Below are 24729 nucleotides of genomic sequence, written 5' to 3'. Positions count from 1 at the left end.
ATATTATCAACTGAGAAACTTCAGATTCACAACATTTTTAGCCAGATTCACCCCATTTTTCCATTCTATTTGTAGTAACCTCATAATTTTGAAGCTGGTCATTAGTATATTCTAATATTAGATATCTAAGGCTGAAATCTTCAACACTTTTATTAGCAAAATTATGATTGGAAGCTACATCAAAACATCGAAACGCAACTTATTGCGCAATAAAATGTTCTCTTTCATTAATATTGTTGGTCTCGCCATCAGTATGTCTGTTGGGTTACTGCTGATTGCGTTTGTACTCGACATGCGGTCTTATGACAGATTCAACAAAAATGGAGACCGGGTTTATCGTATTACCAATGTACTAACAGAAAATCGTAAACAAAGCGGCAAGTTTGCAACTACCTCAATTAAAACAGGTAAGCTTATCCGACAAAAAGTGACAGGCGTACAAGAAGTAGCTATTTTGCGCAATGACTTTTCGCAGGATGCGAAAGTTGGTGATCATACACTCCCTGTTAAGGGTATGTGGGCAGATCCATCCGTTCTCAAAGTCTTTACTTATCCAATGCTGCAAGGGGACCCGGAAACTGCTCTAAAAGATCCCTATTCAATCGTTCTGACGCAGACAACCGCCAAAAAACTCTTTGGCAGTGAAAATGTTTTGGGCAAGGTAATCAGGTTCGATACTCAGGATTATCAGGTAACAGGTGTAATGAAAGACGTCCCTTTCTTCTCTCATATTAATTTCGAGGCCCTGGTATCACTATCTACAGCAGAGCAACTCAACAAAAACGATAACAATTTCGGGAAGTGGACAAATATGTCCTCAAACTTTGTATACCTGCTACTGCCTGAAAACGCTAATATAGCATCCATCCAGTCTCAACTCAAGGCTATTTCAAACGAAGAAAACCTTGCCGAAGAAAATACCAAAATCCAACTCGAGCTTCTCCCTCTATACAATATCGTAGTTGGCGAAAACTTCCGCGCCTCCGAGGGGGGACCGGGATCTGTAGGTCCTCACATGTCCCCTACTGTCCTTTGGATACTTGGTGGGCTGGCTTTAGTTGTTATATTGTCTGCCTGTTTCAATTACACCAATCTTTCGATAGCACGCGCCATGCGCCGTTTTAAAGAAGTAGGTATCCGCAAGGCTATTGGTGCTCAGAAGAGTCAGGTTTGGCAACAGTTCCTTGTAGAGTCAATCATGATTTCATTGGCGGCCCTTTCTCTTTCATTTTTTATCTTCCTTATACTACGCCCGCAATTGATTAATCTTGCACCGGAGATGCAGCGGACTGTGAAGTTAGGACTCACCCTACCTATGGTCTTATTATTCATAGTCTTTTCAATTATAGTAGGGATTATTGCCGGTTTCATGCCTGCCCTTTTCTTTTCGAAAGTCAACGCCATCAATGCGCTTAGGAATGAATCTTCAATAAAAGGATTTAAACACTTAACATTCAGACGTGCCCTGGTAGTTGTTCAATATACACTTACACTAATTTTTATAACAACAACTGCTATAGGCTATGTTCAATACAAAAACATACTGTCGTTCGACCTCGGCTTTAACACAGAAAACATCTTGAACATAGATATGCAAGGTAATAAACCTGACGCGTTCGCTAAGGAATTAGGCGAGATGCCGGAGGTAATATCGGTATCTAAGTCGCTGATTATTACCAGTGTCGGTAATGCTTGGGGTGGATTTATGAAATATAAAGATTCTCGCGATTCTGCACTGGTAATGACAAACAATGTTGACGAAAATTATCTGGCACTGCATGAATATAAGCTCATTGCCGGAAATGGTTTTATAACACGCCCAACCACTGCCGACGCTGTAAGAGAAATAATAGTTAACGAGCAATTGTTAAAACGGTTCAACATCAGTAAAAGAGACCCGGAGAAAGCGATTGGGGAAGAAATCACATTTAGTAGTTTCAATATGCCAAATCGAAAGATGAAAATTGTGGGCGTAATGAAAGACTTTCATTATGGAAAAGTCGATAATCTAATCGAACCTGTAGCTTTTATGTCTTGGGTACCTGGAAACAGGGCGGTTATTAACGCCAAAATTCAAAGCAATGATATTCAGGCTACTATGGCAAAAATTGAGTCAGCTTGGAAGAAGATTGACAGGGTTCATCCATTTGATGCCAAATTCTATAGTGAAGAAATACAGGATGCATACAGCGAATTTTCTATCATGATTAAGGTTATTGGATTTCTTTCAATTCTGGCCATTTCTATTGCTTCAATGGGATTGCTAGGAATGGTAGCTTTCACAACTGAAACCAGACTGAAAGAAATTGGAATCCGTAAAGTGATGGGTGCAAACTCTGGTAGTCTTATCTATTTATTGAGCCGGGGCTTTCTAGTAATGTTATCAATATCTGCACTCATCGCTCTACCTTTAACCTACATTTTTTTTGAGAAATTTGTACTTACAAATTTCCCGTATCATACACCTGTACAAATTATTGAGTTGTTTATCGGCTTGCTAGTAGTACTACTAATCGCATTTATTATGATTGGATCGCAAACGATGAAAGCTGCGAGAACTAATCCTGTGAAAGTTTTGAAGAGCGAATAGAGTTCAATTTAATAATTAAGCTTTACAACAAAAATAAAATTAGAAACCATCTATTTTCAGCAATCTGAGAATAGATGGTTTATTTGTTTTTAAGAGCTTATTAATAAATTTTACTCGTATCACATTGGTCATCCAGATAATCTATTAATAAAAAATGAAATATAATAAATAATTAAAAAAATGTAAGGCTAAATGCTATCTTCGCAAATATTACTTTAACCATCTTGCTAAAATGACCGAATTCGTATTAACCATTGAGTGGAAAGGATTTGAGAAGGATAAGTATGTACACACAGTTTTAGAAGATAACATTCTACCACCTTATATCAAGCAATGCCGTTGGTTTGCCGGAAAATCACGGAAGATTAAACAATTGAAAGTAAGACATGTCGTGCACTTTGAAGAGTTCATCTTCATGGTTTTTGAAGCCCGATATGAAGAAGGTGATAATGAATTATATCTGCTCCCTCTTTCTTTTGTTGAAGAAAATACGCAGGATATTCCTACAAAAGGAATTCTCAGTAAGGCATCATTGGACGATAAGACTGGGCATCTAGTTGATGCCATCTATGATGCCAATTTCCGCAATGCACTTTACAAAAGTATTTTCAATCAATCTCAACTCACACAATATAATAAGGATTTATTAACCTTTTCAAAAGGGAAAGCTTTTGTAGAAAAATCAGACGAAATAGATTCTAATTTACCTGATATTGACTCTTCTAATTCGGCCATGATTTTTGGCGGAAAATACTTTCTAAAATTGTATCGAAAAATCTTTTCAGAGACCAATCCGGAAGTTGAGATGGTTGAATTCATTACACAGTATTCAGAATTCAGAAATATCCCATTGTTTGCCGGAAGTATTACATGGAATCGTCAAAATGATGCTGCGGTAACTTTCGGAGTAATGGTGCAGGTGGTAGAAAATATCAAAGACGACTGGAGCATGACAGGCGATTACCTGAATGACTTTCTAGAAGCCTTTGTAGAGGGAAATTTCCAGATTAAAGAATCCGTATTCGATAAAGTTACGCAACTGGCACACCGCACCGCACAAATGCACCTGGCTTTATTTGCCTTACGTGGCGCAGATAGTTTCAATGCTGAACCATTCGACCGCCCATATAGAAGATATTTACACGAAAAATTTGAAACGCTACTAGAGCGTCGCTACACACTTCTGACGGATAATTATTTAAAGTTAGATGAGCAGGCTCAGAATCTCGCCTGGACATTTATGGAAGCTAAAGACCTGATTCTGGACTTTGTTGATCAGGTGCTGACTCGTCCGCTGTCATCCTTCCGAACACGTATACATGGTGATTTTCATCTAGGGCAGATTCTGGCAACTAATGATGATCTTGTCATTATAGATTTTGAGGGAGAGCCTGAAAGTAGCATTACCGAGCGCAAAATCAAACATTCTCCGTTAAAAGATGTGGCAGGTATGATTCGTTCGTATCATTATGCTGTTTCTGCCAAACTCTTTAACTCAGCTGAAACCAGTACAAAGGAAACGGTTGTCTTGCAGCGCGCGGCTGACCGTTGGTATAAACTAATTAAAGATACTTATTTAGAAGAGTATTTGTCGATGTTTGGGTCGCCACATCCTTTATTTAAAGACCCAAATGAAGTAAACTACCTTCTATTGTTCCACTTGTTGGAAAAAGCCATTTATGAATTAGGCTATGAAGTTAATTATAGACCAACATGGGTGAAAATTCCATTAAAAGGAATTGTAGAGGTAATTAATGAAATTGAAAAACTAAGACGTTGATATGAAAGCATATTTTCAGAAACTCTTCGAGCACGAACACTGGGCTAATGTCAAGGTTTTAGAGACATTTCTGGAGGCGAGACAAGCCTCTGACAGAACACATGAAATCATCTCTCATATGGCAGCAGCCCAAACTATCTGGATTGAGAGGATGAATGGCACACGGTCAGATACTAAGGTTTGGTCAATCTATGAGAAAGAAGCTGTAAAAGGATTGTTTGATGCAAATTATCAATCATTACAGCAAATCATAGACAGAGAAGATTTCGATCGTGTTGTTAGATATACCAATTCAAGAGGTGAGCAACATAGTAGTATATTGAGTGATATACTCACACACATGGCACTACACGCTTCCTATCATAGAGGTCAAATCGTTTTATTAATCAAAGGCCAGGTAGAGAAACTTCCGGCCACTGACTATATTTTTTATTACCGTTAAATCGGCGCTTTTCATCAACATTCTAATGAATCATATTCCAACATTTGACGACATCAGAGATACTCACGAGAGAATCAGAATTTATATTAATAAAACACCTGTATTGACTTCGGATGCCATTAATGAGCTAGCAGGTTGCCACGTATTCTTTAAATGCGAAAACCTTCAAAAAATCGGCGCGTTTAAGGCGCGTGGAGGCATGAATGCCGTATTGTCTTTAAGCAAAGAAGACCAGCAAAAGGGTATTACTACACATTCATCAGGAAATCATGCGCAGGCCATTGCTTTGGCTGCCAAAGCTGTCGGCTCAAGGGCTTATATCGTAATGCCTAACAATGCCCCTGAAATCAAAAAAAATGGGGTAAAATATTTGGGTGGTGAAATCATTGAATGTGAGCCTACTTTGGAGGCGAGAGAAACCACAGTTCAAAAGATAATCGAAAAAAAAGGAGCAACTTTCATACATCCGTTCAATAACTATGATGTAATAGCCGGACAAGCAACTGCAGCTGTAGAATTAATTGAACAAGCAGGTGACCTGCATGTAATAATGGCACCTGTAGGAGGTGGTGGCCTATTAAGCGGCACTGCCTTAGCAACACATTATCTATTACCAAATGCTGAAGTAATAGCCGGAGAACCCGAAGGTGCAGCCGATGCCATATTATCATTCAAAAGTGGTAAAATAGAAAAAGCACCTTATATTAAGACTATTGCTGATGGTTTATTAACTACTTTGGGAGACAAGACTATTGAAATTATTCGCACTTATGTAAAAGATATTATCACTGTTAGCGAAGAAGAAATTATTGCGGCTATGCGTTTGGTTTGGGAGCAATTGAAGATTGTGATTGAACCATCATCTGCAGTCCCTTTTGCGGCATTACTTAAAGAAAAAAATCGATTTGTAGGGAAACGGGTTGGTATTATTCTTACTGGGGGAAATGTCGATTTAGGGAAATTGCCATTTTGAAAAGATTGATTTTTTAGCTCGTTGAGACACGATGCATTGTGTTTCAACGAGCTAAAAAATCATAAATGAATTACTATTCTTGTGCCTGAAACAAATCCACAAAACTAAACGTATTTCCATCAAATAAACCTAAATCACTTAATTTCAATGAAGGAATTACCAATAACGCCATAAATGAGAGGCTCATGAATGGAGAGATAAGTGTACTACCCAATTGTTCTTTGGCAAATTTATCAATCATGGTATAGCTTTCAGCTACTTTGTAACCATCTTCATTACTCATTAATCCCGCTACTGGTAAGGCCAAAACACCTTTTTTCATGTTGCTTACAGCAGACACTCCGCCTTTCTCTCTTACTATCAGATTAACTGCCTCACAGATAGATTCATCATCAACGCCTACTGCTATAATATTATGAGAATCATGCGCTACCGACGAAGCGATTGCACCTTCTTTTAAACCAAAATTATTAATGAAAGCTATCACTGGTTTAGCATCATTATATCTATTATGAACTACAACTTTTAATATATCATTCTCTATATCTGAAACTACTTTAGCTTCTGCTATTTTTGGCTCTACTAGTAATTCTTTAGTAATTAACTGCCCGTCTATGGTTTGGATTACACGCAATAGATTGCCTTTATGAGGCGCTACTACTACTATATCCTGAGGGTCAAGTGGTCGACAGTTGAAATTATTAATTACTTCACTTGTAAGGTTTTTCATTAATGAAGTTCCATTTTCTGCTACTTTTTCTCCATCAATATAGGTTTCAAGCACTTCAAAATTTTCCAGATTATCAACTATGATGAAATCTGCCCAATCTCCTTCTCTTAATAAACCCACATTCATCCGGTAGTGCAATACAGGATTAATGGTAGCCATACGTAGCACTTTAAACTTATCTATGCCCTTGGCTATTGCTCTTTTAATCAATTGATTGATATGTCCTTCCACTAAATTATCCGGATGTTTATCATCTGAGCAGAACATCATTTCTGAATAATAGGTATCAGCCAAGGGAATCAGTTCTTCAAAATTCTTAGCGGCACTTCCTTCCCGAATCAGGATTTTCATACCTAATTTCAGTTTTTCGAGGGCTTCACCCTTGGTAAAACACTCGTGGTCAGTTTCAATACCTGCTTCTATATATTTCTTGGCAGCTGCTCCTCTTAACCCTGGAGCATGGCCGTCTATAGGTTTATTAAAAGCTTTAGCTAAAGCCAGTTTCTGCATCACAACAGGATCTTCGTTCAATACACCCGGGAAGTTCATCATTTCAGCCAGATAGCCGACTTCTTTGTAGGAAAATAAATTTGCAATGTCTTCTACCGTTACAGTGGCTCCTGCAGTTTCAAAAGCCGTAGCAGGCACACACGAAGGTGCACCAAAGCAGAATTTAAAAGGTACTTTACGCCCATCTTCTATCATATACCTTACTCCTTCAGCTCCCAGAACGTTAGCAATTTCATGAGGATCCGAAACGGTTCCAACTGTACCATGTACTACAGCGAGCCTTGCAAACTGAGCTGGAGTAAGCATAGAACTTTCCACATGAATATGGGCATCTATTAATCCCGGCAGTATATACTTCTCCCCTGCTCTTTCGGCTCCTAGATACTTTATCTGCTGAATTCTTTTGTTTTCTACCGTTAATTCTCCAAATTCAATTGTTCCGTCAAACACATTTACCAGATTGGCTGTATAGGTCGTCATCTTCTCTAAAACTTGATTTTATAGGGTAAAATAGATTTGTTGCTTATCTGATTATATCTGGTTGCAAATTGAAGATATAATGCTTTTTCATAAAAGGCTAACTCAGACTACTAGTACTACGAAAATAGTCAAATTTTCATCAAACGTGCACTTTTCAAAAAACATTTATTTTTTTGATACTTTTTGAGTGATTTTACGTTTAAATGTATAAATTAATCAATCGTATTTGAAATGAACAAAAATAACGTAGAATTGAATGAAAAGTTTGCTGAAAGACGTCGCTTTGATTTATTAGCAAGTTTAGCTATAGATGCGTTGGGTATGTCAACTTTTTTATTACCTGCCTTAGGCGAAACTTTTGATTTGGTTTTAGCACCTGTTATTGCAGCTTTAATATTTGCTGTACATCGTACAAGTTTCGGGGCTGCATTTGGATTTTTGGAAGAAATTATACCATTTACTGATATTATTCCTACAGCCACAATCTTATGGGCATATCGTTATGTTTTTAAGAAAAAAGAGACATGGCAACAATTTGTAGAAAAGTATAATAAGAAAAACAATATTGTTATTTCCGTAAAAGAATCGACTATCTGATGATTGAACCCTGATAAATGCGATGTGTAGTTCATTACACATGGCTCCAAACAAAAATCCCTTTCCTGGTTTAGAAAGGGATTTTTTATATAGAAAATTTCTGATTCAAAATCTTAGAAATGTCTCTCTCCGGCTTCTCTCTTCCCTAACATTACAGCTCCGGCCATGGCAACCAAAAGCAAAATCGAAATCAACTCAAAAGGTAAAAGATACTCGCCGTATAATGATCTACCCAAAACCTCAATCATTCCACTTTGTGAGTTATAAGTCAAAGGATTCACAGGTTCGCGCTCGGCTCTACGTAAGAAAATAATCAATATCCCACCTAAAATAACAGCTGTTATTACAGCAGTATAAATGATTTTTTCCTTTTTCATTTCTTCGGCTTCCTGTTTCATGTTCAAAAACATGATAACAAACAAGAACAAGACCATGATTGCCCCTGCATATACGATAATGTTAACCGCAGCTAAAAACTGTGCATTTAATAAAATATAGTGCGCTGATAGTGAAAAGAATGTAACTATCATATAAATTACACTATGCACAGGGTTGCGTGACATCACAGTACCTAAGGCTCCGAAAAGAGTCAGTACTGATAGTATCGCAAAGGTGTAATAAATGGGTGGGAGGCTTAGTATGTTTTTAAGATATTCCATATTATAAGTATCTCAAATGATTTCTATTTGAGTTAATCGTTTTTCCAAAGTTTCATTGCATCCTCTTTCGTCCATGCATCACGGCGATAGCGGTTATTTGGGTCTTCTACCAATTTATCTTTACCAAAAATCACATCTTCACGCTCTGTGAATACCGGTACAAATTTATCATGACGAAGATAAACTGCTTGTTTAGGGCAAGCCTCTTCGCAAAGACCACAGAAAATACAGCGTAGCATATTAATTTCATATACTGCCGCATATTTTTCTTCACGGTATAGATGCTCTTCACCTTTTTTTCTTTCCTGTGCCACCATTGAGATAGCTTCAGCAGGGCAAGCAACTGCGCATAAACCACAGGCAGTACAACGCTCGCGTCCCTCTTCATCCCTCTTTAGGATATGGTGCCCACGAAAAACGGGTCCTAAATATCTTTTTTGTTCAGGATACTGAATCGTTGGCTTCTTCATGAAAAAGTGACGAATCGTAATTCCTAAACCTGTTGCTAAAGAAGGTAAGTAGCTGCGCTCGAATAAACTCAGCTCACTCTTATCAGTTTTTTTAGCTCTATTAGTTAATTGCATATTTTTAATATTTCAATACAAGCCATCAATTTGAATCCAAATTAATGGCTTATTATATTTAAGCACCTAAAACCGCTGCCTCTTTCCTTGGACGTAAAGCCCAGAAAATTGATATTATCAGAATCAAAACTGCTAAGCCAATCCAGATTCCTGCTAATTTATAGCCCGAAAGCATGGCAACCGCTGTAATTATCATATTTCCGACAGCTAAAGGAATCAACCCTTTCCAACCTAAATTCATCAATTGGTCATAACGGAAACGTGGAACTGTCCAACGAACCCACATAAAGAAGAAGATTCCGAAAAGGATTTTGGTAAACATTGAACCGATACCGATGAAAGTAGCGATGTTTTGTCCTACTGTTTGTCCAAATGCACCAACCAACTGTGCCTGTACCCAATCCATACCCGGATAGTTGTATCCGCCAAAGAACAAACAAGCTGTTACAGCAGATGAAGCAAACATATTGATATATTCGGCAAACAGGTAAAACCCTAATTTCATCGAACTATATTCTGTGTGATAACCACCTACCAACTCAGTTTCACACTCAGGTAAATCGAACGGTGTACGGTTACATTCTGCAAAAGCACATACAATGAATATCAAACAACCTAATGGCTGATAGAAGATATTCCAGTTAAAACCGTGTTGCTGTTCAACTATCGTACGAAGTGACAAAGAGCCTGTCATCATCAAGATAGCGATAATTGACATACCCATCGCTAACTCGTAGCTGATATTTTGAGAAGCAGCACGAATAGCTCCTAGCAAAGAGAATTTGTTATTAGAGGCCCAACCACCAATCATTACTCCATAAACACCTAAAGAAACCACACCGAATACGTATAAAATACCAATATTGATTTCAATAGCTTGTACTGTTACTGCTTTGCCACCGATAATAAATGCATCACCAAAAGGCACTACTGCACTTGACATCAAGGCTGTAAGCATCGATAAGCAAGGGCCTAAAATAAATAACCATTTATCTGCCTGTGCCGGAATAAAGTCTTCTTTGAAGAACATTTTACCTGCATCAGCTAATGGCTGCAATAAACCACCCCAACCCGCACGGTTTGGGCCTGGTCTATCCTGAATATATCCGGCTACTTTACGCTCTGCCCATGTTGAATAGGCCGCAATGCCGAGCGTAATTGCAAAAATCACTATAATAATAAGGGCTTTCCAAAGAAACATGGTTTCGTTTGCCCACTGAATAAAACCGTTCATAGTTTGTTAATTACTTATGACCAAAATATTTTTCGTCTTTTGCCATCAAAGCTTTATAATCTTCTGATTGCTGAATCTCACTCATCTCATGCAGATACGGACGATCATCATCAATTTTCTTGTATTGTGATTCAGCCAGTTTCAGAGCGAAATCAGGTTTTGTAACTAAGTTTTTACCGTATTTATTTGCCGAAATAACTGAAGCACGAGAAACCTTAGTCGGCCCTTCGATTGTCCATTCGCTAGTTTGTTTTCTTTCGAAACGGCAAGTATTGCAGATAAACTCTTTTACTTCACCCCATTCGTTTTTACGGGCTGTTACACGAATCACCTCATCACCACGATACCACAATTGTACTTTACCGCTACACTTTTCACAATCACAATGGGCATCAACTGGTTTTGAGAACCAAACACGGTTTTTGAAACGATAAGTTTTATCAGTCAACGCTCCCACCGGACATACATCAATTACATTTCCTGAGAAATCGTTATCAATCGCCTGCCCAATATAAGTTGAGATTTCTGCATGGTCTCCACGATTCATTACCCCATGCACACGTTTTTCTGTAATCTGGTCGGCTGTGTAAACACAACGGTAGCAAAGAATACAACGCGTCATGTGCAGCTGAATATACGGACCAATATCTTCTTTCTCGAAAGTACGGCGATCTTCTTCGTATCTGGTTGTCCCAACGCCGTGCTCATAAGAGAAATCCTGTAAATGACATTCTCCAGCCTGGTCGCAGATAGGGCAATCTAATGGGTGATTGATTAATAAAAATTCAACAACAGATTTTCTTGCATCTACCACCTGTGGGTTTGTGTAGTTTTCAACTACCATACCATCCTGAATTGGCGTAATACAAGAAGCTACCAATTTTGGCATAGGACGAGGGTCTTTAGCCGAACCAGCAGAAACTTTCACCAAACAAGCACGGCATTTCCCACCCGAACCTTTCAATGGTTCATAATAACACATAGCCGGAGGAGCAACCTCTGGGCCAATTTTACGTGCCGCTTGCAAAATAGTTGTTCCTGGTGGTACTTCAACCTCTACACCATCAATGGTTACTTTAAATAATTGAGGGGCTGTATTTTCCATAAAATCTAATTTCTTAATTCAGTTTAAACAGGTAGCTTACACTAACACACTTTCTTTCATATAAACAGCACCTGGTCTTGTGGCAGCAATTGGTTCTTTGATATGCCACTCAAATTCATCGCGGAAATGACGGATAGCCGAAGCAACAGGCCAAGCCGCAGCATCACCCAAAGGACAAATAGTATTACCCTCGATTTTCTTTGAAATATCTACTAATAAATCAATATCATGCATTGAGCCCTTTCCATGTTCAATACGGTTTAGTACTTTTTGCATCCAGCCTGTTCCTTCACGACAAGGTGAACATTGCCCACAAGACTCATGCTCATAGAAACGAGCAAAGTTCCATGTATTACGCACGATACAAGCTGTTTCATCAAATACGATGAAACCACCAGAACCTAACATTGTTCCGGTAGCAAAACCACCATCTGACAATGACTCGTAACTCATTAATCTATCTTCTCCGTTAGCAGTTTTCAGAAATAAATGACCAGGTACAATTGGTACTGACGAACCACCTGCAACTACCGCTTTTAAATAATGTCCTTTACGGACTCCACCACAATATTCATCAGAATTCAGGAATTCGTCGCAAGAAACACCCAGATCGATTTCATAAACACCCGGCTTATTGATATGACCTGAAGCTGAAATCAATTTTGTACCTGTACTTTTACCAATCCCAATAGCTGCATAAGCCTCACCACCATTATTGATAATCCATGATGTTGTAGCAATTGATTCAACGTTATTTACTACAGTAGGGCATTGGTATAAGCCTTTTACAGCAGGGAAAGGGGGCTTATTTCTTGGGTTGCCTCTTTTACCTTCCAACGACTCTAACAAGGCTGTTTCCTCTCCACATATATACGCACCACCGCCAGGCTGAACTATTAATTCTAAATCATAACCGCTTCCTAAGATATTCTTTCCTAAAAAGCCGGCCGCTTTTGCTTCTTCAATGGCTTTTTCAAGGATATGAATCACGTACATTAACTCCCCTCTTACATAGATAAACGATTTATTAGCCCCTAAAGCATAACTCGAAATAATCATCCCCTCTATCAATAAGTGAGGAATATTTTTCATTAGGTAATGGTCTTTGAAAGTACCCGGCTCCGATTCATCTGCATTACAAACCAGATAACGAGGAACACCCTCTGGTTTCGCCAAGAAAGACCACTTCATACCCATCGGGAAACCTGCACCTCCACGGCCACGCACACCTGATTTCTTAACTTCTTCTACCACTGCATCAGGACCCATCGTCTTGATTGCTTTCTCAACAGCCGTATAACCACCTTTTTTGCGATATACATCAAAGGTTTCAATACCAGGGGTGTTAATATGTTCGGTTAATATCTTCATGAATCTATATTAGAAAATCAAAAACTTTTATTGATTGCTGTTCCCGATTGCGAAACGGCTGTATTATCTTGATAATTCTGCAATTATCTTGTCAACTTTATCATTGGTCAGGTTCATATAGTACTTTTCACGAATCTGGAAGCAGGGCCCCCAGCCGCAAGCAGCCAGACACTCCACCTCTTTTAATGTAAAAAGACCATCAGATGTAGTCTGACCTTTTTTAACACCTAATTTCTGGGTCAGGTGAGCATATACTTCTTCACCACCCATTAATACACAAGGACCTGTACGGCAGTACTCAATTACGTGCTTGCCAACGGGTTCCAGATGAAACATAGTATAAAAAGTAGCTACTTCGTATACTTCTACCGGAGTGATATTTAATAATGAAGCAACATAATCCATTACATCCTGGCTCATCCATGCAAATTGCTCCTGGGCTAAATGCATAATTGGCATTAAAGCTGATTTTTGTCTTCCTTCCGGATAACGGGCAATCATTTCCTGGGCTTTAGCCAGACGTTCAGGAGTAAAAGCTATCGTATTTGTAAGTTCAATCATTTTGTGTAATCAAATTTTAGGCATCTAATTCTCCTGCAATTACATTGAGACTACTCATAATTGCAATGGCATCTGAAATGGCAACACCTTTACACATCTCAGGATAAGCCTGGTAATAAATAAAGCAAGGACGACGGAAGTGTAAACGGTATGGAGCACGGCCACCATCGCTTATCAGATAGAAACCTAATTCGCCATTACCGCCCTCAACTGCATGGTATACTTCTCCTACAGGTGCATCAATTTCACCCATCACAATCTTAAAGTGATAGATTAAAGCCTCCATATTACTATACACCGCTTGTTTAGGTGGTAAATAGTAATGGTTTTCGTTGGCATAATACGGGCCTTCTGGTAGGTTTTCAATCGCTTGTTTAATGATTTTGATACTCTCCCACATTTCCTGGTTACGCACCATGAAACGGTCGTAGGTATCACCATTGTGGCCTACCGGAATATCAAACTCAAAGTCTTCATATGATGAGTATGGCTCCATTACACGCACGTCATAGTCAACACCTGCGGCGCGTAGATTAGGACCTGTAAAACCGTATTCCAAGGCACGTTCTGCCGTGATAGGCCCTACGTTTACTACTCTATCAATAAATATTCTGTTTCTGTTAAAGAGTTTCTCAAATTCAGCCAAAGCTTTTGGCAAGTCATGATAAACCGCCTGCTTGATCTTCTTCAACGCTGTTGGTGATAAATCACGCTCCATGCCCCCGATGCGACCCATATTCGTTGTCAGACGAGCACCACACATCTCTTCGTAGATTTCATATATTTTTTCTCTCTCCTGAAACAAGTATAAGAAGCCTGAATAAGCTCCTGTATCTACGCCTAAAATTGAGTTACAGATCAAGTGGTCGGTAATACGAGCCAACTCCATCATAATTACCCTGATGTACTGCGCACGTTTAGGTACGGTTACACCCAACAGTTTCTCTACAGTCATGTGCCAGCCCATATTGTTGATAGGCGAAGAACAGTAGTTCATACGGTCAGTAAGCGTAGTAATCTGATAGAAAGGCCGACGTTCTGCAATTTTCTCAAATGCGCGGTGAATGTATCCGACAGTTTGTTCGCCTGATACGATTTTTTCGCCGTCCATTTTCAACACGTTCTGGAAGATACCATGTGTTGCAGGGTGAGTAGGCCCCAAATTGAGAGTAGTATATTCTGTATCCTCAACAATTGGTCTGTTCAAGGCCAATGCATCGGTAGTGTTTTTAGGGATAATCAGTTCTTCTGCCATTGTATACTATTTTCAATTAACCTCGATAATTTTATATTACAATGCTAATTGTTCGAATTTTTATTAACGTCCGAAAAGTGCATCAATCTTATCCTGACGGGTAGCATCTTCTAACGGATATTCCTTTCTCATCGGGAAGTAATCCATCTCATCAATATTCAGAATACGTTTCAGATTCGGGTGCCCGTCGAAGATAATTCCGAAGAAATCATAGGTTTCTCTTTCCAGCCAGTTTGCGGTAGCATATAATGTAGTAGCAGTTGGAATGTGAATATCATCAGCCGGGATGAACACTTTTATGCGAATGCGTTTGTTGTTCTCTAAGCTATGCAAATGATACACTACGCCAAATTCTTCACCTGCATTATCTGGTAAATGAAGACCACAAATATCTGTAAGAAAACGGAAACGGAATGTTTCGTGCTTGTTGAGATATACCAGCAGATTGATTATATTCTGACGATTGGTTGTAAAAGTAAGCAGCTCATAAGGTTCTTCGAAGTTCTTCACATTTTCACCAAAATGAGCTAATAAATCTTCTGCTATTTGTTGACTACTTAACATGCAATTCTATTGAGTGATTGAGTGAATGAGTGATTTAGTGATTTTACATTAAGTGATTAATTCAAACTTTTAGTTAATCACTCATTCACCGCGCGGCGGCCGCTAAATCGCTCAATCACTAAATTTTATTGAATATTATATGACTCTAATAAGGCTGAGTACTCAGGGGTATTTCTGCGACGAAGCGACTCGTTTCTGGCCAGCTCCTGAATCTGCATTAAGCCATCAAGAATCTGCTCGGGGCGAGGCGGACAACCCGGTACATATACATCAACCGGAATAATACGGTCAATTCCCTGTAATACTGAATACGTATCAAAAATACCACCACTGGAGGCACATGCACCTACGGCAATTACCCAACGCGGTTCGGCCATCTGTAAATACACCTGTTTAACCACCGGACCCATTTTTTTGGCAATAGTACCCATTACCATCAAAAGGTCAGCCTGACGAGGTGAGAAACTTGGTCTTTCTGAACCGAAACGTGAGATATCGTAGTGTGAACCCATGGTAGCCATAAACTCAATACCACAACAAGAAGTGGCAAACGGCAAAGGCCATAACGAGTAGCTACGTGCCATACCAATAACTTTATCTAATGAAGTAGCGAAGAAGCCTGCTCCCTCGAATCCTTCCGGTGCTTCCACCATTTTTACTGAACTCATATCTTTTATCTGTTCTTGTTTAGCGACTTATTAACGAATAAAGTCTAAAACAATTTTTAGAAATCTGTGAAAATTATTGAGCGAATTGTCTTAAACTTTGCCATGATGGCGGACCGTTTTACCAGATTTCATGATTATACTAATTAAATTCTGAATATACTCTTTCATCTTAATCAGTTAAATCAAAGTTCAAGACTAATACACCTAAAACAAAATTGTCGGATTTGATAACCCGACGTGTACTTATTCTTTGTCCCAGGTTAGTACACCTTTCTTAATGATGTAGTAGAACCCAGCCATCAATAAAGCAACAAAAAGTATCATTTCCACGAAACCAAACCAGCCTAACTTCATAAAGTTTACGGCCCAAGGATACATAAAAATAATCTCTACGTCGAAAAGCACAAACAGGATAGCTATCAGAAAGTATTTGATTGAAATAGGAGTTCTGGCATCACCTTGTGCCTCAATACCACACTCAAAAGGGTCGTCTTTTTTAGCACTATGTCTTTTAGGACCTATTGAGTGTGTAACGATCATTGTAAAGACTATAAAACCAATAGCAGCGATTAACTGCACCAAAATAGGGAGAAAATCTGACGGCAAGTATTCTTTCATAATAACTGTAATAGTAATTAGTAATATAGGGCTTTTATTAGTTTTTCGCCTACATTAATAACAATTAAATGCTTCGTTTGGTTGCAAAACAATTGCGTTTCAAAATTACTAAGGAAAGTTTAGAAACAAAATAAAAAAGGGGTGAATATTCACCCCTTCTAGTATTTTATGAAAAGTTTCTGTGTCGCTTTAAAATCTCCGCTAGTCAACCGGATAATATAGACACCGGGCTCAAGCGTCTTGAGATTCAGTTCTCGTTTCTGCTTTAATTCAGCTATTGCACCTGTGTAAACATTTAGTCCGCTTAAAGAATAGACATCAATTCTCGCATTCGGATTATCTCCAAAAGTCTCAATAGTAAATTCTCCTGTAGGGTTCGGATTTGGATAGACCCGAAGACCATTATCACCTGCTGGAATCAGGAAGTTGAGTACTTGAGAAAACGGTGAATAACAAACCAAAGAACCATTATTAGTATTATTGTATCTCAAGGCTGTACGAACAGCAAAATTTCCCTGACGTGATACTTTCAGAACTTCTGATGTATCAGGGAGTGGCCCATCGTCCAATTTCCAGTTAAAATACTGCCCCGGAATATTTGTAGCCGGAATAGCTATTACCTGATAAGCACCATCTTTTTCTAAAGTTGGCGCCGGTGGCGTATCTTTTACGAATACCTGAAAGGAAACAGGATTTGATTCACAGTTTTTTTCATCCCTGATTTTAAGCGTATATGTACCTGCCTCGCCCACTACAATGTCCTTTGTTGTTGCTCCGGTATTCCAGGCATAACTTACGGCATTGCTGCCATTGAGGGTTACATTAAGACCATCACAAATAGTATTAATATTATCTATAGTTGAAATCGAAACAGATGGCGGAGGAATGTAGCTCAGAGTTACAGAATCGGCTAAAGATTCGCATCCATTGGTATCTCTTACCTGAAGAGTATAAAGACCTGGATTGGCTATAGTAATAGCTTTAGATCCTGCTCCGGTATTCCACATATATACTAAATTCTGGTCAGAGGCTGCTTCAAGATTTACCACATTGCCCGGGCAAAATTGTTCAAGACCTGTGGCTGCAATTTTAATAGTCGGCAATGCATTTACTGTAACATTTTGTGAAACCGGCAACGAGAAGCATCCAAAATTATCCGTAACTCTTAAAGAGTACTCTCCACTGGCTCTGATATTAACATTTTTATTGGTACTTCCGTTGCTCCAGAAATATCCATTAAAATCGGCATTCGGACTTAGATTCACACTTTTACCCAAACAAAAAACGGTAGGCCCATCAGGGAGTATATTTGTAACCGGGCGCTCTCTAAGCCCTACATTAATAAAACTCGTAGATTCACAACCATTCTGGTCTCTAAGTTTTAAACTATATGTCCCGGCATCTCTCACTATGATATTCTGCGAGTTGGCATTCGTGTTCCATTGATAAGATACATTCTCAAAATTGTCGGTTACCAACATGACACTATCATCAGGACAAATAGGTAAATCTTTATTGACCAAAATATTATTACGTGGCAAAGGATTAACATTGACATTTACAGAGCCAGACACCGATGGGCAACCATTCAATGTATAATTTGTAAATGAATAAGTGCCAGACGTACGTGCCACAATAGCTTGCCCTCGTTCTCCATTGCTCCATACATTTCCGCCAGCTTCACTTGATATTAATGCTACGCTTCCTCCATCACAAAAAGTAGTCGGACCAGTAATATTAACAGAAGGTTGAACTACCGGATTATTTGGCGAAATAGGAACTGGTTGTGAAAAGAGTGAGTTCCCATACCAATCAGTGGTTTTGACAACATAACTTCCATTATTGACTGTAATTGAACGACCATTCACCCCATTACTCCAATTAAAGCTACTGTAATCGCCATTTACCTGAATAGTAAATTTATTGTTAGGATTGGCAGGGTTACAAGATAAGCTGACGTTTACTAACCCCCTAGATTCCAACGGCTGAGAGCTTGCAAAGAAATTATCGTTCAACGCATCATTCCAATACTCGGCGGCACGGTTTAGTCCTTCGTTATGAAAGTGTACCCCATCAGCCCTGAAATTCGCACCAGTTATTTCATCAGTATTAGGGCCTCTGAATACATTATGAACCTGATCAATAGTTATATTTTGTCCATCAATTACATTTTGATGTGGAGTCGGGTTGCGAGACGAGCGGGCAACTACCCAAGCCAAATCTCCTTTACCTGAATTATTCCGACTTGCTTCAATTACTATTTTAAGTCTGTTAAAATAAGCATTAGCTGAAGTCTGATCATCGCTTTCGCCTTGTTGCCAAAGTACTGCCCGTACGCCTGTGCGCGGAACATATTGTTGCAACGCAGCTTGCAATGCTCTGAAAGGCATTCCAGCAACAGCAATAAATGAAGGTAATTCTTTACGCAAATCTTCTCCTCTCGAAGACCTCTCCCAGGCACTTACATTAATTCCACCTAGGGCTGCTCCATAAAATAAGACAGGAACATTATATTTTTGTGCCAGTTTATCACCTAATCGCCCCCAGAACCAGGGCACATAATTATAAGGTGCCATTCGGGAGAAATTATTCATGTGCGAAAACTGGAATGGCAATTGGTTTTCGTTCAGTGCGGCATTATAATAATCTATAGTAGAAACGCGATCATCACTAGCACCAATTGCTCCGCCTGAATAACTGGGATCACCTTGGGCATTTGACTGGCCTGCAACAATAAATACTTCGCCCACCCCTACTCTTTCAAGTATGGATGAGGTAACTACTTGCCCGTTTAAAACCCCTCTTACTTCGATATTGTACCACCCTCCACTCAATTGTAGAAATCCGTTGAAAATACCAGTAGTTAAGTAGTCCTGTATGGTTGTCCAGCCAACTTCATTACCCTGGCCCGGATAAACAGGAAAAGCGCGTGCATCGATGCGGTCTAATTGCTGAAAATAACTACCTGTAATATTTACATTGGCCAGATTAGCATTATTCCTCTGAAAAACGATTCGCGAAACCGGGAAGGTAATTTGTATTTGTGAGTAGGTATTGAAAGCAATAAAACTCCACACTATTACCAACCATTTCTTTTTAAGCATATACACCTGGGTTAAAATTTATTGCATGGAGAAACAAATTTACAAATGCCCTCAAAGAATAACAACACTGTCCGGTTGATAATAGTATTAAAATTTTATTTAATGGCGAAAAAATTATTTTTGTTCAACAAAAACACGTTTTAGTACATGATAGTCTTTATTCCTGATGTCGACAATATATTTACCCATCGGTAGATTTGCCAACTCCAGCGTTTTTCGAGAGTCAAATTTATAAATCTTGTACTCTCGTACAATAGTACCTCTCATATCATAAAAAGTTATTTGCACATCCTCCAGATCTTCAAGTGTTTCAACATTCACCATATCATCAGCAGTTGGATTGGGGAAAACGCGTGCCCCGTCATCTGCAGGGTCTATTTTGAAAAGATAAGGTTCAGAAGATTTGGAATAGCAACGAAGTGAAGTACCGTCATCTAACAAATATAAAATAGAACCTTTAATGGTATAAGAACCTGATTCTTTAGCCTTTATTACCCGTTCTTCTTTAGGTATCAGCACAGTATCTTTATACCATTCAAATTTCGAATCTATTTGCCCGTTAGTAAGGGCCTCAAGCGTATATGGCCCTGATTGAAATATATCTATATCTAATGGATTGTCTTTTACTGATACTCTTACTTCGTCAGATACAGGAGAAATGCATCCATTTTCGTCACGGGTTTTCACCGAGAATACACCAGAAAGTCCTACCTTGAAACTCTGTGTTGTTCTATTATTGTTCCAGATATAGCCAACACTTTTGGTGGCTGATAGATTTACACTATCGCCATAACAAAAGATAACAGGTCCATCGGTTGTAACCGATGGTTTAGCCGGAATCGGATTTACTTTGATTGAAATAGTATTTGAAATCTGCTGGCAACCATATTGGTTAGTAGCCGTCACAAAAAAATCGCCGCTGTTGATAATTCTGAGTTGAGCCGCTGTTTGGCCTGTATTCCAGGCAATTTCATTTGTAACATCTGATGCAATGTTTACACTGGTATCAGCGCAAAAAACTGTTGGCCCATCAGCAGTAACAGTAGGCTTCTCCGGTTTAGGGTTAACAGTTATTACTACTTTTTCAGAAATACTTTCACAACCAAATTGATTCTTTACCTTTAAAAAATATTCCCCGCTTCTATCTACAGTTATTCTTTGATTACTCAGTCCGGTATTCCATAAATTGCCAGCCTCAGTAGTTGAACGAAGACTTACATTATTATCCTGACAAAAGGTTGTTGGACCTTCGGCTACTATCTTAGCTTCCGGATTCGGGTAAACCGTTACATTAACTCCATTAGAAGTGTTAAAACAACCTAAATAGTTATGTCTGTTAACCACATAATAACCAGGTTGCGACGCTACAATTGACTTACCAAATTCACCTGTATTCCAGGAAATTTCCTGATCAGTAGATGAGGTAAGCCTTACACTTCCTCCCTGACAAAAATCTGTCGCACCTTCTACCGTCAGAGACGGTCTATCAGGAATAACTTCCCCTGCATAGTTAACTCCTGCTGTATAGTATACATTCCCAAGGTAGTCTATAGCTTTACCTCTCAAAAACCCATTTTTAATCTGAATATTCGAACTACTATTCAAATTCCCGAAGCCGTTCGTCCAAAAGTAGTCTCTAAAGCCATCAGGCATAAATATGTTTAAAGGAGCATTAACGTTATCGGGATTGCAGTTCATCTGAAAAGACAAAGGAGATGAAGCCGGAATAGGATTAGATCTGATGAAAAAATCCTGATTAAGTTTATCATTCCAGGCTTCGGCTAATTGTAAAAGACTGAAACTTTCGAAGTGTACCCCATCTGAACGATGAACAATATCATCGGTGTCAGGACCATTAAAAACATTAGGGTACTCTCTAATTACTGCTTTTTGCGCCTCAATAATTGTTTGTGAAGTTCCTCTTCTTGTTCGTGAAACTTTGCTTACCATCCAGCTCATATCTCTTCCGGTATCATTTCTACTCCGCTGAATCACGTACTGCAAGGCGTTGCGATAAATATCAAAACTAGTGCCTTTATCATTATCAGTTTCTCCCTGATGCCACAAAATGGCTCTTACGCCAAACATATTGGCATAGTTATGCATCGATTTACGGATATTTTCGAATGGGTATCCAGGCTTTGCATAATTGCCGGAATAGAAATCTCTACCCGCTTCTCCATTTGCACTTTTACTCCATTCTTCAATACCAAGGGCTTCGAATGCTGCATTAAAAAACATGATAGGCACATCTAACTTGTTAGCTAGTAAATCGCCTAATTTACCCCAACACCACGAACCATTGCCTAAAGGTGCTATTTTTATATTTTCATCAAGATGGCCAACAACGGGAAAAGGAACTTCGGAAATCTGTCCAAAAGAGTAGAAATTAGTAATGACATTTACTCTATCATCAAGTGCTGGTGGATTGCCACGGCCTTCGTAGCCTTGCGCATTTGACTGCCCCGCAATTAAAAAGACCTCGCCTAAGCCCACTTTTTCGATAGAAACAGTGCTGATAATATTATTGTTGTAGATAGCCCTCACTTCCAATCGGTACCATCCACCTATTGCGTAGATTCCTCCGGAGAAACCTCCAAAGTTTGGATTAACCGATATAGGAATCCAGTCAACTGTTGAGCCTCCTTTTATAGCCACGAGTCGGGCATCAATTCTGTCAACTCTTGTCTGAAAAGTTCCGGCAATAGGAATTACCCCCCCTCCCGAGTTATTACGCTGAAAAACAGCCCGATTCATCGGAAAAGTAATCATCAGTTGTGCAAAAACACTTGAATTTGCGAACAGGAGTAAGCCCACAAGTATTTTCTTCATGGTCTTAGTTAAATAGTAAAGGTTCACTCAATCAATTATTAGTCTTGTGGAATAAATATACTTTTTCATACTTGATTATTCTTCAGTCACATAGAACTACAAATAAATCAATAACACAGAAACCCACAACACCTAGGTATCATGGCAAGGCATACGACATCTTCTGTACTCCGAAGTTAAGAATTATTCCACAAGCCGCAGATTAAACTTCTTTAATCTACCTCAAATACAGCATTTTAAATCATCAGCTAAAATGAATAAAATACTTTTGAGCGTTGATAAATTATTTATCAATTAGCAGCATGAATATTATTCCAGATTAAATCTTTCAATTCGTCTATTCCCTGATTTGCAAAGGAAGAGAAGAATACATAAGGCAAGTCTACTGGAATCTTCTTCTTAATTTTTGCGATTTGCTTCTCGTCGACCAAATCACATTTCGAAATACCTAAAATTCTCTTTTTATCGAGTAGTTCCGGGTTGTACTGTTTTAATTCTTTGAGCAGGGTTTTGTATTCCTTTAAAGGATTTTCGCTATCGGCAGAAACCAGAAATAGCAGGATTGAGTTTCGCTCAATATGCCTAAGAAAACGTAGTCCAAGGCCTTTTCCTTCAGATGCACCTTCAATAATACCCGGTATATCGGCCATTACAAAAGATTTATAATCACGATAGGCCACCACGCCTAAGTTAGGCGTAAGAGTAGTGAAAGGGTAATCGGCGATTTCTGGCTTTGCAGCTGAAACAACCGACAAAAGTGTTGATTTTCCGGCATTCGGGAAGCCTACAAGGCCAACATCTGCCAATACTTTAAGTTCTAATATTATCCAGGCTTCTTCTCCGGGTTCGCCAGGCTGGGCGTACTCAGGTGCCTGATTAGTTGAGTTTTTGAAATGGTAATTACCTAATCCCCCTCTTCCGGCTGATAATAAAACTATTTTTTCGCCATCCTGGGTAACTTCACCAATGATTTCGCCTGTTTCGGCATCTCTTGCTACCGTTCCAAGTGGTACTTCTATAATCTCGTCTTTTCCTTGTGCTCCGGCTCTTCTTCCTCCCTCGCCTGCTACACCATTTTCAGCTTTAATATGCTTACGGTATTTCAAATGCAGAAGTGTCCAATGCTGAGAGTTGCCTTTAAGTATGACATGGCCTCCCCGGCCACCATCACCACCATCAGGCCCACCATTAGGTACGTGTTTTTCCCTGCGAAAATGCTTTGACCCAGCCCCCCCATTGCCTGAACGGCAATTTATTTTTACGTAATCTATAAAATTGCTTGTCATAAGCTATTTAATTGAGTGAATGAGCGATTTAGTGATTGAGTGATTAGATTTAAATCGTCACCAACAAAATTTTCTGCATAACATTCTTTGCCTTTTAGATAGATTCATTGCCTTAATTAGCAAAAGAGTTTTTAATGAATATAATCACTCAATCACACATTCACTAAATCATTCAATTAAAAATCAATCTACCTTTGCATTATCTATTGCTTCACAAATCGTGCCGAATATTGTTTCAATTTCACCAATACCTTGTACTTTTACTACTTTACCTTGTTCCTGGTAAAATGGCAACACATGAATAGTCTTACTGAAATACTCGTCGATACGTTTTATTAATTTATCTTCATCATCATCGGCTCTACCGCTTACTTTCTTTCTTTCCGCAATGCGGTTTTTAATTTCCGTCTCAGTCACGTCTAGTTGTAATACAAGATCTATTTTCTCTCCTTTGCCAGCTAAAAATGTATCTAGTGCTTCTGCCTGATTTACTGTGCGAGGAAAACCGTCAAAAATAAAGCCGCTTACATCCGGGTTTCTTTGTACTTCCTCTTCCAACATATCTATCGTAATAGAATCAGGTACTAATAAACCGTCGGCAAGAATTTGCTTTACTCGTTTACCTAATTCCGTATCCTGACTGATATGCATTCTGAACATATCACCGGTAGAAATGTGAGCCAGTTTGTATTTGTCAATAATTTTAGCTGATTGAGTGCCCTTTCCGGCACCTGGAGGTCCAAATATTACAAGATTAAACATAAGTAAAATGATAGGTCAAACCTG

Annotated in this window: 20 protein-coding genes; 5 read left to right on the top strand and 15 right to left on the bottom strand. The window is 38.9% G+C overall.

Annotated elements, in window-relative coordinates:
* Nucleotides 1–163 precede the first annotated feature (163 nt).
* The 4 genes from D0T08_RS21640 (at nt 164) to D0T08_RS21625 (ending at nt 5785) form a co-directional block, all read left to right on the top strand.
* Entirely contained in the window at nt 164–2590 is a 2427-nt protein-coding gene (locus tag D0T08_RS21640; RefSeq protein ID WP_116984778.1) for an ABC transporter permease, read from the top strand.
* A gap of 232 nt (nt 2591–2822) precedes the next feature.
* On the top strand, nt 2823–4370 hold the full coding sequence (locus tag D0T08_RS21635) for a putative maltokinase (protein ID WP_116984776.1): 1548 nt from the start codon (nt 2823–2825) through the stop codon (nt 4368–4370).
* A 1-nt stretch (nt 4371) separates the two neighbouring features.
* Nucleotides 4372–4812 carry a DinB family protein gene (locus D0T08_RS21630; protein ID WP_116984774.1) on the top strand — a complete coding sequence of 147 codons (441 nt, stop codon included), beginning with the start codon at nt 4372–4374 and terminating at the stop codon, nt 4810–4812.
* 25 nt (nt 4813–4837) lie between these two features.
* A complete protein-coding gene (locus D0T08_RS21625) occupies nt 4838–5785 on the top strand; it encodes a threonine/serine dehydratase (protein WP_116984772.1) in 948 nt (315 codons plus the stop codon).
* A 73-nt stretch (nt 5786–5858) separates the two neighbouring features.
* Here the strand turns inward: D0T08_RS21625 and ade are convergent, their stop codons facing one another.
* Nucleotides 5859–7505: an adenine deaminase gene (gene ade / locus D0T08_RS21620; protein ID WP_116984771.1), complete on the bottom strand. Its 1647-nt coding sequence runs from the start codon at nt 7503–7505 to the stop codon at nt 5859–5861.
* 231 nt (nt 7506–7736) lie between these two features.
* On the opposite strand from ade, the gene D0T08_RS21615 reads away from it, so the two are divergent.
* Nucleotides 7737–8102 carry a hypothetical protein gene (locus tag D0T08_RS21615; protein WP_199538201.1) on the top strand — a complete coding sequence of 122 codons (366 nt, stop codon included), beginning with the start codon at nt 7737–7739 and terminating at the stop codon, nt 8100–8102.
* A 113-nt stretch (nt 8103–8215) separates the two neighbouring features.
* On the opposite strand, the gene D0T08_RS21610 is transcribed toward D0T08_RS21615, so the two are convergent.
* From D0T08_RS21610 to D0T08_RS21545, 14 genes are all read right to left on the bottom strand, one after another.
* Complete coding sequence (locus D0T08_RS21610) at nt 8216–8761, bottom strand: NADH-quinone oxidoreductase subunit J (RefSeq protein WP_116984769.1); 546 nt, start codon at nt 8759–8761, stop codon at nt 8216–8218.
* A 32-nt stretch (nt 8762–8793) separates the two neighbouring features.
* Nucleotides 8794–9345, bottom strand: coding sequence for a 4Fe-4S binding protein (locus D0T08_RS21605; protein ID WP_116984768.1), 552 nt, complete (start codon nt 9343–9345; stop codon nt 8794–8796).
* A 58-nt stretch (nt 9346–9403) separates the two neighbouring features.
* Nucleotides 9404–10579: an NADH-quinone oxidoreductase subunit NuoH gene (nuoH, locus tag D0T08_RS21600; RefSeq protein ID WP_116984767.1), complete on the bottom strand. Its 1176-nt coding sequence runs from the start codon at nt 10577–10579 to the stop codon at nt 9404–9406.
* A gap of 10 nt (nt 10580–10589) precedes the next feature.
* Nucleotides 10590–11684 carry a 2Fe-2S iron-sulfur cluster-binding protein gene (locus D0T08_RS21595; protein WP_116984766.1) on the bottom strand — a complete coding sequence of 365 codons (1095 nt, stop codon included), beginning with the start codon at nt 11682–11684 and terminating at the stop codon, nt 10590–10592.
* 36 nt (nt 11685–11720) lie between these two features.
* A complete protein-coding gene (gene nuoF, locus D0T08_RS21590) occupies nt 11721–13055 on the bottom strand; it encodes an NADH-quinone oxidoreductase subunit NuoF (RefSeq protein WP_116984765.1) in 1335 nt (444 codons plus the stop codon).
* Nucleotides 13056–13118: 63 nt separating this feature from the next.
* Entirely contained in the window at nt 13119–13616 is a 498-nt protein-coding gene (nuoE, locus tag D0T08_RS21585; RefSeq protein WP_116984764.1) for an NAD(P)H-dependent oxidoreductase subunit E, read from the bottom strand.
* Between the two features lie 16 nt (nt 13617–13632).
* Nucleotides 13633–14871 (bottom strand): NADH dehydrogenase (quinone) subunit D, encoded by a 1239-nt coding sequence (nuoD, locus tag D0T08_RS21580; protein WP_116984763.1) that lies wholly within the window; start codon nt 14869–14871, stop codon nt 13633–13635.
* A gap of 63 nt (nt 14872–14934) precedes the next feature.
* Entirely contained in the window at nt 14935–15435 is a 501-nt protein-coding gene (locus D0T08_RS21575; protein ID WP_116984762.1) for an NADH-quinone oxidoreductase subunit C, read from the bottom strand.
* A gap of 125 nt (nt 15436–15560) precedes the next feature.
* Entirely contained in the window at nt 15561–16103 is a 543-nt protein-coding gene (locus tag D0T08_RS21570) for an NADH-quinone oxidoreductase subunit B (protein ID WP_101726045.1), read from the bottom strand.
* 243 nt (nt 16104–16346) lie between these two features.
* Complete coding sequence (locus tag D0T08_RS21565) at nt 16347–16724, bottom strand: NADH-quinone oxidoreductase subunit A (protein WP_116984761.1); 378 nt, start codon at nt 16722–16724, stop codon at nt 16347–16349.
* 155 nt (nt 16725–16879) lie between these two features.
* Complete coding sequence (locus D0T08_RS21560; RefSeq protein WP_116984760.1) at nt 16880–19825, bottom strand: T9SS type A sorting domain-containing protein; 2946 nt, start codon at nt 19823–19825, stop codon at nt 16880–16882.
* A 114-nt stretch (nt 19826–19939) separates the two neighbouring features.
* The gene (locus tag D0T08_RS21555) at nt 19940–22657 is read right to left on the bottom strand and encodes a sialate O-acetylesterase (RefSeq protein ID WP_116984759.1); all 2718 of its coding nucleotides are present in this window, start codon (nt 22655–22657) and stop codon (nt 19940–19942) included.
* A gap of 290 nt (nt 22658–22947) precedes the next feature.
* The gene (obgE, locus tag D0T08_RS21550) at nt 22948–23943 is read right to left on the bottom strand and encodes a GTPase ObgE (RefSeq protein WP_116984758.1); all 996 of its coding nucleotides are present in this window, start codon (nt 23941–23943) and stop codon (nt 22948–22950) included.
* A gap of 183 nt (nt 23944–24126) precedes the next feature.
* Nucleotides 24127–24705, bottom strand: a complete 579-nt coding sequence (locus tag D0T08_RS21545; protein ID WP_116984757.1) for an adenylate kinase — start codon at nt 24703–24705, stop codon at nt 24127–24129.
* Nucleotides 24706–24729: the final 24 nt, after the last annotated feature.

It is taken from the genome of Emticicia sp. C21 (assembly GCF_003418935.1).
GTDB lineage: Bacteria > Bacteroidota > Bacteroidia > Cytophagales > Spirosomataceae > Emticicia.
The sequence above is the reverse complement of the archived record's forward strand: the minus strand, read 5'-3'. Positions and strand labels throughout refer to the sequence as shown.